Origin of the sequence: Parafrankia discariae, assembly GCF_000373365.1 — a bacterium.
Classification (GTDB): domain Bacteria; phylum Actinomycetota; class Actinomycetes; order Frankiales; family Frankiaceae; genus Parafrankia; species Parafrankia discariae.
Genome location: NZ_KB891126.1, coordinates 58377 through 71697, shown reverse-complemented (window position 1 = coordinate 71697; position 13321 = coordinate 58377). Strand labels below are relative to the sequence as shown.

The following is a 13321-nucleotide window of genomic DNA, read 5'->3' as shown; positions in this document are numbered from 1 at the left end:
CGACTCCCGTGGATGAATACTGATGTCGACGTCAATGTCGGACAGCTCCCCCGGGTTCCCGTCGACCGCGGTCCCGCTCCCGTCCGCCCAGCACCGGCGAAGGAGACCCGATGCATCCCGACAACGCGACCGACAGCCCGGCCCTGAGCTCGACCGGCAACGCGAACGACAGCCCGACCACGAACCCGGCCGGCGGCGCGGGTGACAGCGCGACGCGGCCCGAGCACGTCGACCACAAGGCCGAGCACGTCGACTACGAGGTCGTCGACGAGCACATCGCCGTCATCACACTGAACCGGCCGCAGGCCGCCAACGCACAGAACGCCACGGTCCTGCGCGAGCTCGACGAGGCCTGGCAGGCCGCCGACGCCGACGCCGAGGTCCGGGTCATCATCCTGAGATCTACCGGGAAGCACTTCTCGGCCGGCCACGACATGTCCGGAACCGAGAGTGACGTCCCGCGCCCGGCGTGGACGCCCGACAGTGGTTACGACTGGGAGACCCGGCACTACCTGCACTACGCGAAGACCTGGCGGGACATCCCGAAACCGTCGATCGCCGCCGTCCAGGGCAAGTGCATCGCCGGTGGGCTCATGCTCTGCTGGCCCTGCGATCTCATCGTCGCCGCCGACGACGCCGAGTTCTCCGACCCCGTCCTGCACATGGGCATCGGCGGGGTCGAGTACCACGGTCACACCTGGGAGCTCGGGGCTCGCAAGGCCAAGGAGCTGCTGTTCACCGGTGGTCCCGTCACGGCCGCCGAAGCGCTCGGGCTCGGCATGGTCAACAGGGTCGTCCCGCTCGACGACCTGTACCCGGCCACGTTGGAGCTTGCCCGCCGCATCGCCCGCCAGGACCCGTTCGCGCTGCGCATGGCCAAGCGCGCCGTCAACCACACCCTCGACGTCCAGGGTTTCACCACCGCCGTCGACTCGGTGTTCGACATGCACCACCTCGCCCACGCCCGCGCCGCGCTGCGGAACAACGGCACTCCCTCCCTCGCCGGGCTGACATCCATGAAGAACCGCGGCAGGTCCTCGTGACGGCGGCGGTGACCGAGCCGCGTGGCGCCGGGGGGTCCGTCTTCGTCAGCAACGGCGGGGTCCGGCTGCACGCGCTCGACAACGGACGACGGGGCGCCGCCGCGCCGCCGGTCGTGGTGGTGCCGGGCATGGGCGAGTCCGCGGCCGAGTACGGCTGGCTACTCGACCGGCTCGGTGAGCAGCGGGTCCACGAGCACCGGTCCACCGGGCGACGGGTCGTCGTCGTCGACCTGCGGGGGCGGGGCGGCAGCGACGCGCCGGCCAGCGGGTACACCTGGGAGGACCACGTCGGCGACCTGGGCACGGTCATCAGCGCGCTCGAGGTGGAGCGGCCGGTCCTCGTCGCGTTCTCACGCGGGTCGTCCTACGCGCTCGGTCATGCGCTGGCGCATCCGGAGCGGGTGCGTGGGCTGGTGGTCGGCGACTACGGGGCACGGCACGTGCGCCCGCCCGACGCCGTCGTCGAGCGGCAGCTGCGGGCGGAGATCCGCGGTGTGCCGATGATCGACCGGATGGCGGACCACGCGGCACGGGCGATCTTCGCCGAGAGCCGGGACGTACCGCTGTGGGACCGGCTTTCCGGACTGAACTTCCCCGTCCTGGTGATCAGGGGCGGGCGCCGCAGCACGGTGGTGACCGACCAGGTCGCCGACCAGTGGCGCCGCGCGCTGCCGGCGGTCGAGATCGAGACCATCCCCGGCGCCGGCCACGACCTGTGGAGCGGTGATCCCGACGCCTACCTCGCGGCCCTCGTCCCCTTCCTGGACCGGCTCACCGACGTCGGCCGGGACGGTGCCGTGAGCGCGTGACGGACCTCGCCGCCCCCGGGCCGGCTCACCGAGGGATCCGCCATGGCGGATCAGGCGTGGCGGGGCTGGAGCGCCGTTCGGGGACTGTCCGGATCGGGGACGGCGAAGGCCCGGCGGGCGTGGGCGAGCAGTTCTCGGACCGCGGGGCCGGCCGGGGCGCGCCAGACGAGGGTGAGCAGCGCCGGCAGGTCGAGGCCCTCCACGGGGAGCGCGACGAGGCGGTCGCCGTACGCCGCCGCCATCGACGTGCTGAGGACGGCCACGGCCAGGCCGCGGCTGGCGAGGTCGGCTATGGCATCGGGCGCGCTGGCCTGCAACGCGATCCTGGGGTGAAGGTCGCGGGCCTGGCAGGCCCGGTCGAACACGGTGCGCAGGCCGGTGCCGGGCGGCATGCACACGACCGGGTGCCGACACAGGTCACGCAGGGTGATCCGGGGCCGCTCCGCCAGGGGGTGACCGGGCTGGACCGCCGCCACCAGCAGCTCCTCGACGATCGTCAGCGCCCCCAGCCCCTCGGGGGCCGGGGCGGCGCTGCCCACCAGGGCCAGGTCTACCGTCCCGGCGCGGACCTCCGAGACGAGCTGGTCGGAGTTGCCTTCCAGCAGGGAGACGTCCACCCCTGGGTGGGCGCCGCGGAAACCGGCGAGGGCGTCGAACAACGGTGTGACGGTGCAGCCGGTGACCATGCCGACGGTGAGCTGGCCGCGGATCAGGCCGGTGACCTCGCCGACCGCCTGGCGCAGGGCCGCGGTGGCGGCGAGCGCGGCCCGGGCGCAGCCCAGCGCGGCCTCCCCGGCGGCGGTGAGCGTCACCGCGCGTCCTGACCGGTCGAACAGCTCGGCGCCGAGATCCCGTTCGAGCTGGCGGATCTGTGCGCTGACCCCGGACTGGCTGACGTGGCTGCGCTCGGCCGCCCGGGTGAAGTTCCGCTCCTCGGCGACCGCGACGAAGTACTCCAGCTGACGCAGTTCCATAAGCAATGATGCTAGCCGTGAGTAGATCCATCTGTTGGACTTCTGATTCCCCCGGTCGCAGGCTGGACGGCAGGACACAGCCGACCAGGGAGGCAGCCATGCCGCAGCAGCAGGCGGACCGGCAGGAAGCGCGCCGGCAGGAGCAGGAGCAGGACCTTGACCAGGGCCAGGAGCGGCGCTACCAGGACTACGAGAAGGCCATGCGGCCCGAGGACATCACCCGGCTGTTCGTCGAGCGTTCCAACGCCGGTGACGCCACCGGCGTCGCCGCGCTCTACGAGGAGAACGCGGTGCTGGCCTACCCGCCCGGCGGACGGACGGTCGGCCGGGAGGCCATCCGGAAGCTGTGGGCGGCGGTGCTGGCCGGCGGCCCCCGCTTCGAGCCGGAGCAGCCGCTGCCCACCCTGGTCAGCGGCGACATCGCGCTCACGTCGACGCCGCCGAGGGACGGGGCCGGCGCCCGGGCGCAGGTCGTCCGCCGCCAGCCGGACGGGAGTTGGCTGCGGCTGCTCGACCAGCCCGAGTTCACCCCGCCGGCACGCTGAGCCCGTGGGCCCACGCCCACGGGCGGTCAGGCGTCCACGGTGGTCATCCGAGCACGGGGGTGGTCATCCGAACACGGTGGACGTCCGGGCGCGGCGGTCGTCCACGATGACCTGGAGCGCGATGGCGGCCCAGATCGGCAGGTTCAGCGCGACGACGGCCCACGGCAGGGCGAGGCCGGCGGCCGCCGTCCAGGCGATCACGGCCAGCGCGCCGCAGGCGGCCACGACGACACCGAGGTAGGTGACCGGCGCGGCCTCCAGCGGCGCGTGCAGGGCCCAGAGCAGCAGCAGGAACGCGATCAGGGGCAGCGCGACGGCGAACCCGGCGACGCCGTCCGAGGCGTGGATGTCGTGCACGAGGGTCTCCGCCGTGACCTCGAGGCCCGCGCCGAGCGCGGCGAGGGCGGCGAAGATCCCGTAGTGCCCGTAGCCCCAGTAGAACGACATCCCGCGGTGGGTGGCCAGGCCCCGGCCGGCGGGCGCGGCGAAGTACAGCCACCAGCAGCCGAACAGCACGCCCAGCCCGCCGCCGCCGAGCAGGACGGCGTCGGTGGTGACGCCGGCCTCGACCGCCGGGGTGAGCGCGCGGGAGGCCGCGAGCACGCTCTCGCCGAGCACGATGATCGTGAACAGGCCGTACCGCTCGGCGATGTGGTGCGGGTGCCAGGTGGTCGCCGTGTGCCGCTCGGCCCACAGCGGGACGGCCAGCTCCAGCGCGACGAGCACGAAGAAGCCGACGAACCCCGCGGTCTCCGGCAGAGCCAGCCGGGCCAGCCAGCCGGCCTGGATCACGACGGTGCCGGCGGCGTAGCGGTAGGCGGTCGCCCGGCTCGCCGGGTCGCCGTGCCCGGCACGCAGCCACTGCGTCACCATCGCCGCCCGCATGATCACGTAGCCGGCCGTCACCGCGGTGAAGTCGGTGTCCTCGAACGCGGCGGGCACGCCCGCGGCGAGCACGAGCACACCGCCCATCTGCAGCAGCGTCAGCAGTCGGTACGGGACGTCGTCGCAGTCGTAGGCGGAGGCGAACCAGGTGAAGTTCATCCACGCCCACCAGATGGCGAAGAAGACCATCAGGAAGCTGACGAGGCCGTCCCCGACGTGGTCGTCGGCGACGGCGTGCGCCAGCTCGACCGCCGCGGCGGCGACGGCGACCACGAAGGTCAGGTCGAACAGCAGCTCCAGCGGCGTCGACGCCCGGTGGCTCTCATCGGCGGAGCGGGCCCCCATCGGCACCCGCCAGCGGCGCCCGACGGGGGCGGTCGGCTCGGACGTCTCCGGCACGGTCGACCCCTTCGTGATCATTCGCGTACGACACCGGAGCCGAGCCAACGACCGCGTTACGAGCGGTTCCGGGAGACGACAGCTCGTGGGCGCCGGCGCAGGCGTTCAGCTGTCGGTCTCGCCGAGCTTCCGGACGTAGTCCTGAGCCTTGTCGACACCGATGTCGATCTTGTCGCCGTACTTGCCGCCGGTCCGGTCGTCGGCGATGTCACCGGCCTTCTCCAGACCGTCGACGATCTTGTCGTCGTGCTCCTCGGCGAGATCCTCGGCCTTGTCCTTGAGATCTTTCAGCCGGTCGAACATCCGTTGGCTCTCCGCTCCGTCGTTGGCGGGCCCTGCCCGCATGCGGGGCACATGGTCTCACGTGCGGCGGGACAGCGGCGCCGGTCCACAGCACCACTGCCCAGGTCAGAGGCACCGCTTTCCCGCGCGGCCGGCCGGACGCGGCGGACGGACCTGGGCAGCGGTTGGTGGCGCCCCGCCGCGAGACTGTGGGAGAAGCGGGATATGGACGGACTACAGGGAAAGATCATCCTGGTGGCGGGCGCGGCCACCGGGCTCGGGGCCGACTCGGCCGGGCGGCTGGCCCGGGAGGGCGCCAAGGTCGTCGTCGGCGATCTGGACCTCGCCGGCGCGCAGCGGACCGCGGCGGCCATCCGGGAGGCCGGCGGCGACGCGGTCGCGGCGGGCTTCGACATCTCCGACGACGCCTCCGTCGCCGAACTGGTCGCCTTCACCGTGCGCACCCACGGCGGCCTGGACGCCGTGCACGTCAACGCCGGCGACATGGGCGCCGTCCAGAAGGACAGCAACGTCGTCGACATCGACCTGGCGATCTGGGACCGCACGGTCGCGGTGAACCTGCGCGGCCACATGCTCGTCAGCCGGCACGCCATCCCGCGGCTGCTGGAACGCGGCGGCGGCGCGCTCGTCTACACGTCGTCCATCGCGTCGTTCACCGGCGAGCCGCAGCGCCCCGCGTACGCGGTGACCAAGGCGGGCATCAACGCGCTCGCCCGGCACGTCGCGTCCCGGTGGGGCACCGAGGGGATCCGCGCGAACGCGGTGACGCCCGGGCTGATCCTCACCACCGAGATCCGGGAGGGCGCCCCGCCGGACATGCTGTCGGCGATGCTGGCCCGCACCCGCAGCACCCGGCACGGCGAGGCCCGGGACATCTCGAGCATGGTCGCCTACCTGCTCTCGGACGAGGGATCCTGGATCAACGGGCAGGTCGTGAACGTCGACGGCGGCACGGTCCTGCGCTGAGCGCCGAGCGCCGGTCCGTGAAAATCGGAACAGGCCCGCGACCGGAGGCTCCGTGACGTGCCAGTCTGTTAGCGCTGTCTAACAGCAGTCCGGCAGGCGACTGCCGTCCCGCCCATCTCGTCCCCGCCTCGTCCAGTGGAAGGTCAGCCGATGCACTTCGAACTCACCGAGGATCAGGAGCAGCTCAGGGCCGGTGCGCGGGAGCTCGCCCGCAGCTTCGGGGACGAGTACTGGGCGGAGAAGGACCAGCAGGGCGAGTTCCCATGGGATTTCTACAACGCGTTCGCCGAGGGCGGCTGGCTCGGCATCGCCATCCCGACGGAGTTCGGCGGCGGCGGCCTGGGGATCGCCGAGGCGTCACTGCTGCTTGAGGAGATCGCCGCCTCCGGTGCCGGCATGAACGGGTGCAGCATCATGCACCTGACGATTTTCGGCCTGAACACGATCGTCAAGCACGGCAGCCCGGACCTGCAGAAGGAGATCCTGCCGTCGGCGGCGGACGGCTCGCTGCACGTGTGTTTCGGCGTCACCGAGCCGAACGCCGGGACGGACACCACCCGGATCACCACCTTCGCCGAGAAGGTGGACGGCGGTTACCGGATCAACGGCCGGAAGGTCTGGATCACCAAGGCCGGCGACTCGCAGAAGATGATCCTCATCGCGCGGACGACGAAGCGCGAGGAGGTCACCAAGCCCACCGAGGGAATGTCGCTGTTCCTCATCGACATCGACCGCAACCACATCGACCTGCGCGCCATCCCGAAGATGGGGCGCAACGCGGTCTCGTCCTACGAGGTCTTCATCGACAACTACTTCGTGCCCGAGTCCACCCGCATCGGCGAGGAGGGCAAGGGGTTCAAGTACCTGCTCGACGGGCTGAACCCGGAGCGAATCCTGCTCGCCCACGAGGCGCTGGGCATCGGGCGGGCCGCGGTGGAGAAGGCCACCCGCTACGCCAAGGAGCGGATCGTCTTCGACCGGCCGATCGGGCAGAACCAGGGGATCGCCTTCCCGCTGGCGGAGGCCCAGATCCGGCTGGACGCCGCCGAGCTGATGGCGCGCAAGGCCGCCTGGCGCTACGACCAGGGGCTGCCCTGCGGGCCCGAGGCGAACATGGCGAAGTGGCTGTGCGCGGACGCCGGCTTCAAGGCCGCCGACCAGGCCATCCAGACCCACGGCGGGATGGGCTACGCCCGCGAGTACCACGTGGAGCGCTACTTCCGCGAGTCGCGGATCATGCGGCTGGCCCCGGTCAGCCAGGAGATGGTCCTCAACTACGTCTCCCAGCACGTGCTCGGCCTGCCCAAGTCGTACTGAGCACGCCGCACGCGGCGCACCGCATGCGCCGCCCGAGCAGCCGACCGGGCACGACCACTCGGCTGCTCGGGTGGCGGGCAGTGGGCGTCCGGTGAAACGGCGGTCGCGGAATGATCTATGCTGCGGCCATGGGGATCATCTCGACTGTGGAGATCTTCGACGACCTCGCGGCCGAGGGTGATCGCCTCGAAGCCATCCTCGACGGTCTCGGCGACGCCCGGTGGGCCGCTCCGTCCGCCGCCGCGGGCTGGTCCGTCGCCGACGTGGTGCTGCATCTGGCCCAGAGCGAGGAAGCCGTCGCGGCGAGCGTCGACGGCCGCCCGTCACCGCTGCTGACCGGCACGTCCGGCTCGGACGGCGGCACGTCCACCGTGGACGACCTCATGGATGTCTGGGTGCGCCGGGAGCGCGCCGCGCCCAGCGCCGTCTTCGAACGCTGGCGCACCGCGCGGCACGCCGCGCTCGCCGCGCTGCGGCGAGCCGATCCGGGCAGCCAGCTCCGCTGGGTGGCGGCACCACTGCGGCCGGCGACGCTTGCGGTCACCCGGATCGCGGAGCACTGGGCGCACGGGCTCGACATCACCAGCCCGTTCGGGATCGACTTTCCCGACACCGCCCGGCTGCGCCACATCGCGTGGCTGGGGCACCGCACGCTTCCCTACTCCTTCATCATCGCCGGCGCGGAACCGCACGAGGTGTACTGCGAGCTGACCGCGCCGGACGGCTCGGCCTGGCGGTACGGACCCCCCGCGGCCGCCTCGACCGTCACGGGCTCCGCGGGCGCGTTCTGCCGGGTCGGGGCAGGCCGGCTGGACCCGGCCGCCTCCGGCCTGGTCGCCCGCGGGCCGCACGCCGAACTGGCACTGCGAGTCCTGCGGAACTACGCGTCCTGAGTTGACGTCCGGGCGCGCCGGCGCCGCTACCGCACGCAGGTCGCGGCGCCGGCGCGCCCGGAGGGCGACCGAAGGTCACCCCGGTATCAGCGGGTGAAGTGGGACGGGCGGGGTCAGCCGGTGGCCGGGCGCTGGCCGGCGTGCTTCAGGGCCCACTGCAGCGCGTGGTCGGCGACGGCCTCCCAGCCGGGCTCGGCGCAGGTCCAGTGCGACCGGCCCTCGAACTCGAAGTACTCGGTCAGTGCGGCGGAGTTGTGGTACTTCTTCGCGTTCGACCTGTTCACCGACGGCGGCATGATGTGGTCCGACCCGCCGCCGATGAACAGCAGCGGTGCCCGGTCGTCGCGGTCGTAGTCGACCCAGGTCTCCTGGTGTCCCGGTTTGAAGTTGGCGATCAGGCCGTAGACCCACACCCAGTTCCCCGGAGCCGGGATGTGGTAACGCTCGTGGACCTTGTCGGAATCCTCCCGGCTGAGGGTGTTGGCGAAGGCGTAGTGGAACTCCTCCGGGGTGAACCCGACCGCCTTGTGGAAGTTCCCGGGATTCTTCAGGATCGGGAACAGCGACTTCACCTGGGACAGCGGGTTGACGTGCACTCCCTCGGTCGGCGCCGAGTCGACGACGACCCCCGCGGCGCCCAGCCCGCGAGCGAGCAGCAGCTGGGTGAGAGTGCCCCCGAACGAGTGTCCGATGATGATCGGCGGGGAGTCGAGGCCCTCGATCACCGCGGCCAGATGGTCGACGGTGGCCGGGACGGTGAGGTCCGCGATGACCTGCGGGTCCGCCCGCAGTGCCTCGACCTCCACCTCGAAACCGGGGTAGGCCGGCGCGATGACCCGGTACCCCTTCTCCTCGAACCGGCTGACCCAGCCCTCCCAGCTGCGTGGAGTCATCCACAGGCCGTGCACCAGGACGATCGTGTCGGGTTCGCCGGGGCCGGCGGGGCCGGCCGAGCCGCTGTCGATGCTCAACGTGTCTCCTTGTCGGTCAGACGGAGGCGGGATGGGTGGCGAGAAAAGCGAGCAGGTCGGCGTTCAGCCGGTCCTTGTGCGTTTCGGTGAGGCCGTGCGGAGCACCTTCGTACACCGTCAGCTCGGCGCCCTTGACCAGTTCCACCGAACGCCTGCCGCCGACCTCGATCGGGACCACCTGGTCGTCGTCCCCGTGGATCACCAGCGTCGGCACGTCGAACGCGGCGAGATCGGGCCGGAAGTCGGTGGCCGAGAACGCGGCGATGCATTCGTAGGCGTTGCGCGCGCCGGTCTGCATCCCCTGCAGCCAGAACGAGTCACGGATGCCCTGGGAGCGTTCCTGCCCGGGGCGGTTGGCGCCGAAGAACGGCCCGTCGGCGAGATCCCGGTAGGCCTGCGAGCGGTCGGCGAGCGAGGCGGCCCGCAGGCCGTCGAAAACCTCGATCGGAACGCCGCCGGGATTGTCGTCGGTCTTCAGCATGAACGGCGGCACGGAGGAGACCAGCACGATCTGCGCGACCCGGTCCGTGCCGTGCCGGCCGACGTAGCGGGCGACCTCACCGCCGCCCGTCGAGAACCCGACCAGAGTCACCTCGCGCAGGTCCAGGTGGCTGATCAGGGCGGCGAGGTCGTCGGCGTAGGTGTTCATGTCGTTGCCGTTCCACGGCTGGGACGACCGCCCGTGCCCGCGGCGGTCGTGCGCGACGACGCGGTACCCGTTCGAGGCCAGGAAGAGCATCTGGGCCTCCCAGCTGTCCGCCTGCAGCGGCCAGCCGTGGCTGAGGAGCACGGGCCGGCCCTCGCCCCAGTCCTTGTAGTAGATCTCGGTGCCGTCCAGCGTCGTCACGGTCGCCACGATGTCTCCTCTCGGCGGCCCGGGTCGTGCGAGTCGACCCCGGCGCCGGTCGTCAGCAGGCGTCCTCTCACTTCCACGCTAGGCGGATCGGGTGGATTCCGCTGGTCTCTGCGCGCACGGTTCTGGACTCTCCGTGCCACATCCGCGAGCCTTGGGACGACTGATCGGACCGTTCGGCGGGGCTCATGGCCGGTCCGCCGCCACCCCGCGCCGGCCGGGCAGAAAGAAGCGGGACGGGAGGAGCACCGGTGGGGACGGTTCTGGATCTCGACCATCTGCCGGCGCCGCGGCGGGCCGAGGTCGCCCGGGACGCCATCGTGGCGCTCACCGTCCCCAGTCGGTTCAGCGTGCACGCGCGGCACGACATCCGGGGCCGGATCGAGTCGTGGAGCTTCGGCGAGGTCGCCCTGATCCGCACGACCGTCAACGCCGGCCAGCACATGATCCGTACCGACCGGCACGTGCGCCGGGACAGTGCTCCCCCGGTGCTGTCCTTCGCGCAGCGCCGGCACGGGCGCGCCGTCCAGGAGCAGTTCGGGGTCCGCCGCGAGCTGGGCGCCGGCGAGCTGTACTGCACCGATCTGAGTTCCGCGTTCGAGTACGCCAACGCCGAGGGCGGATGCGGCCAGGGCCTGCAGGTACCGCTCGCCTCGCTCGGCCTGCCGGGCGAGGTCGTCCGGCGCGGCGCCCCGAACCTCGCGCGCAGCCCGCTCTACCCGCTGGTCGCCGACCATCTCGCCGCGCTGGCCCGCGACGCCCCGGCCCTCGAGCGGGACGAGTCCGCCGCGGGCATCGGCACCGCGACCGTCGAGCTCGTCCGGGCGCTACTGGTGAGCGCGGCCCGCGGCCCCGACGGGGCCCCGGGAACACCGGCGGAGATCACGCTGGCCCGGGTGCGGCACCACGTCCTGACCCACCTGGCCGATCCCGGTCTGAACGCGGACGGCGTCGCGGCCGCGGTCGGGATCTCCGTGCGTCACCTCTACCGGCTGTGCCGGGAGGCGGAGTTCAGCCTGGAACAGTGGATCGTGCGCAACCGGCTGGAACGCGCCCGCTCCCAGCTCGTGGCCCGGGACGCCCGCGGCCGCAGCATCGCCGCCATCGCCCGGGCCAACGGCTTCGCCGACCCCTCCCACTTCACCCGCCGTTTCCGAGCCGCCTACGGCACCACTCCCCAGCAATGGCGCCGCCAGCCCGCCGGACCCCCGAGCCCGGGGTCCCGTCTCAGCGCCGGAGGATGCGCGGTGGGTGAGTGACATCCAGGGATCACTCACCCACCACGTATCACCGGGCCGCCGCGGGGGTGGTTCCGGCAGGGAACGGGAGAGTCACACGGCGGGGGTCGCCGGGGTGGCGAGGCGGCGGCGCCAGGGGCGGATGAGGGCGCCGACCTCGGTCCGGACGGCACCGGTCACCGCATTCGAGACAGCGCCCGAAACGGCACCGGAGACGGCACCGGGCACCGCGCCGGCCATGACGGCGGTCACCGCGGCCGAAGCCGCGGGCAGGCGCTGGGTCGGCACGCTCACCCCGGCCGGCGCGTCGGAGCGGCCCAGCGCGGCCAGCTCGGCCAGCCACAGGTCGGCGAGCCGGGCATGGTCCGGGACGCTCTCGCTGGCCACGAAGGTGACCCCGACCCGGTCGTCCACGCCGAACATCGCCACGGCCAGGTGCTGACGTCCGACGAGCAGCGGGCCCATGCCGACCAGGCTGGTCATCCGGCGGCCGGCGATGGAGAACGGGCCGCGGATCGACCGGGCGTTGGTCGCCACCACCGCCATCTTGTTGATCTGCGCCGGGTAGCTGCCGACGCTGGCGAGTATCCGCTGGGAGGCCCGCGCCGCCATGAGCGGGAAGTGGTGGCGCTCCACCAGGCCCAGCCCGCCCTGCTTCATCCGGCGGGTCTCCGCCGCGATCAGGGCCACCCGCCGGGCCGGGTCGGGCTCACTGCAGAACAGCGGGACACGCGCTCCCGTGCTGTGGTTCGACAGGATGTCCTGCTCGGCCGCGGAGCGGATGCTGACCGGCATCAGCGCGTGCAGCTGCCGGCCGCTGCGCTCCCACTCCGGCAGCGACCAGGCGCGCAGGGCCCCGGCGAGCGCGGCGAGGTAGACGTCGTTCACGGTGACGCCGTGCTGACGGGCCACCGCGCGCAGCGTGGCGAGCTCCACGGTCACCCAGGTGTGCCGGGCCGGACCGCTCGGCGGGCCGCCCCAGGACTCGAGACGCCGGGTCGGCAGCAGGCAGGAGATCCCGCGGCCGACGAACCGGGCGTAGTCGGCCGGGCGGGGGCGGCGGATCGCCGGCGCCAGCCCGAGATCGACCTCGTCGCTCTCGCCGAACAGCAGGTGCATCACCCGGTAGAGCGCGAAGCCGTCCTGCTGGACGTGGCTGGAGCGGTAGACCAGCGCGGTGCCCGTCGCGCCCGGGGTCGGGTCACGCAGCAGGTAGAGCATCCACGGCGGCCGGGTGAGGTCGATCGGCCGGGCGGCGATCGCGTCGACGGCGGCCCGCAGCCGGACGTCGTGGGCGGCGTCCGCGGCCTGGCCCGTCGCGGTGGCCCCGTCGGCGGGGGGCAGGTCGACGGCGACGACGTGGTCGTCGAGGTTCATGTCGGGGTCGGAGACCCAGCGGGTCTCCTCGGCCGACGCTCCCCGCTCCGGGGACCAGACCCGCACCGTGTCGAGACGGTCGGTCAACATCCGCGCCCGCGGGTCACGCAGCCGCTCGGCCACGTGGGCCCGCAGGGCCGGCAGGTCCAGCGGGGCGCCGTCGAAGTGCAGCAGCGCGCCGATGTCCTGGTACTCGCCGGGATTGCGGCGGACGAAGGCGAGATAGGCGCGGTCGCCCGGGGTCAGCGGGCGGACGTGCGCCGGAGTGTGGCCCATGTTCGTGATCGCGTCGAGCAGACCCATCAGACGCTGCCCCAACCCGTCCGCGGGCGTCGGGTACAGGCCGGAACCAACTGATCAACGGTCCTGGCGGATCGGCGCGACTGTGCGCGAGAGATACCTATACCCATGCATTGATTACTGCCAGTACCGACAGGAACATCCGCAGTTGTGGTGGAGGTCTCTCGTCGCCGATCGGAGACGCACAGCAAGCGATCTGCAACCTGCAGCGATCATTGGGGGTGACCAGCGCATACGCCGCGTCCGGCTATGACCACGGTACCTTCGGTCGGGCGCACCAAAGTGCCATAAAGGAGGCGAAACGGGTTAATTGGGTCAGCTGGTCAGACCACCGCAGGTCACGCAGTGGCGCACCACAGGTCCCGCCGGCGGGCGCCGCGGGCCCCGCCGGCGACAGGACGCAGGTCAGGCCGGCGGGCGGTCGCCGACGGTGGCCTTGCACGTCACC

The 13321-nt window shown here is 72.3% G+C and carries 13 protein-coding genes; 7 read left to right on the top strand and 6 right to left on the bottom strand.

The genetic code is table 11. The features are described from left to right. Window positions 1-110 precede the first annotated feature (110 nt). Both B056_RS0106360 and B056_RS0106355 read left to right on the top strand, forming a co-directional pair. Window positions 111-1043, top strand: coding sequence for an enoyl-CoA hydratase (locus tag B056_RS0106360; RefSeq protein ID WP_018501056.1), 933 nt, complete (start codon window positions 111-113; stop codon window positions 1041-1043). A gap of 8 nt (window positions 1044-1051) precedes the next feature. After that, window positions 1052-1852: an alpha/beta fold hydrolase gene (locus tag B056_RS0106355; RefSeq protein ID WP_230202850.1), complete on the top strand. Its 801-nt coding sequence runs from the start codon at window positions 1052-1054 to the stop codon at window positions 1850-1852. 50 nt (window positions 1853-1902) lie between these two features. Here B056_RS0106355 and B056_RS0106350 read toward each other — a convergent pair whose 3' ends face one another. Beyond that, complete coding sequence (locus B056_RS0106350) at window positions 1903-2826, bottom strand: LysR family transcriptional regulator (RefSeq protein ID WP_018501054.1); 924 nt, start codon at window positions 2824-2826, stop codon at window positions 1903-1905. A 200-nt stretch (window positions 2827-3026) separates the two neighbouring features. On the opposite strand from B056_RS0106350, the gene B056_RS0106345 reads away from it, so the two are divergent. Further along, window positions 3027-3371, top strand: coding sequence for a YybH family protein (locus B056_RS0106345; RefSeq protein WP_026239392.1), 345 nt, complete (start codon window positions 3027-3029; stop codon window positions 3369-3371). Window positions 3372-3434: 63 nt separating this feature from the next. On the opposite strand, the gene B056_RS0106340 is transcribed toward B056_RS0106345, so the two are convergent. Both B056_RS0106340 and B056_RS0106335 read right to left on the bottom strand, forming a co-directional pair. Next, window positions 3435-4676: a low temperature requirement protein A gene (locus tag B056_RS0106340; RefSeq protein WP_018501052.1), complete on the bottom strand. Its 1242-nt coding sequence runs from the start codon at window positions 4674-4676 to the stop codon at window positions 3435-3437. A gap of 84 nt (window positions 4677-4760) precedes the next feature. After that, a complete protein-coding gene (locus B056_RS0106335; protein ID WP_018501051.1) occupies window positions 4761-4958 on the bottom strand; it encodes an antitoxin in 198 nt (65 codons plus the stop codon). 204 nt (window positions 4959-5162) lie between these two features. Between B056_RS0106335 and B056_RS0106330 the strand changes: the two genes are divergently transcribed. From B056_RS0106330 to B056_RS0106320, 3 genes are all read left to right on the top strand, one after another. After that, on the top strand, window positions 5163-5924 hold the full coding sequence (locus B056_RS0106330) for an SDR family NAD(P)-dependent oxidoreductase (RefSeq protein ID WP_018501050.1): 762 nt from the start codon (window positions 5163-5165) through the stop codon (window positions 5922-5924). A 150-nt stretch (window positions 5925-6074) separates the two neighbouring features. Further along, window positions 6075-7241: an acyl-CoA dehydrogenase family protein gene (locus tag B056_RS0106325; protein ID WP_018501049.1), complete on the top strand. Its 1167-nt coding sequence runs from the start codon at window positions 6075-6077 to the stop codon at window positions 7239-7241. Window positions 7242-7369: 128 nt separating this feature from the next. Then, complete coding sequence (locus B056_RS0106320) at window positions 7370-8134, top strand: maleylpyruvate isomerase family mycothiol-dependent enzyme (protein WP_018501048.1); 765 nt, start codon at window positions 7370-7372, stop codon at window positions 8132-8134. Between the two features lie 113 nt (window positions 8135-8247). Here the strand turns inward: B056_RS0106320 and B056_RS0106315 are convergent, their stop codons facing one another. Further along, a complete protein-coding gene (locus B056_RS0106315; RefSeq protein WP_018501047.1) occupies window positions 8248-9105 on the bottom strand; it encodes an alpha/beta hydrolase in 858 nt (285 codons plus the stop codon). Between the two features lie 16 nt (window positions 9106-9121). After that, window positions 9122-9961: an alpha/beta fold hydrolase gene (locus B056_RS0106310; protein ID WP_018501046.1), complete on the bottom strand. Its 840-nt coding sequence runs from the start codon at window positions 9959-9961 to the stop codon at window positions 9122-9124. A gap of 248 nt (window positions 9962-10209) precedes the next feature. On the opposite strand from B056_RS0106310, the gene B056_RS0106305 reads away from it, so the two are divergent. Continuing rightward, a complete protein-coding gene (locus B056_RS0106305) occupies window positions 10210-11217 on the top strand; it encodes a helix-turn-helix domain-containing protein (RefSeq protein WP_018501045.1) in 1008 nt (335 codons plus the stop codon). Between the two features lie 72 nt (window positions 11218-11289). Here B056_RS0106305 and B056_RS35415 read toward each other — a convergent pair whose 3' ends face one another. After that, window positions 11290-12876, bottom strand: coding sequence for a WS/DGAT domain-containing protein (locus B056_RS35415; RefSeq protein ID WP_018501044.1), 1587 nt, complete (start codon window positions 12874-12876; stop codon window positions 11290-11292). Window positions 12877-13321: the final 445 nt, after the last annotated feature.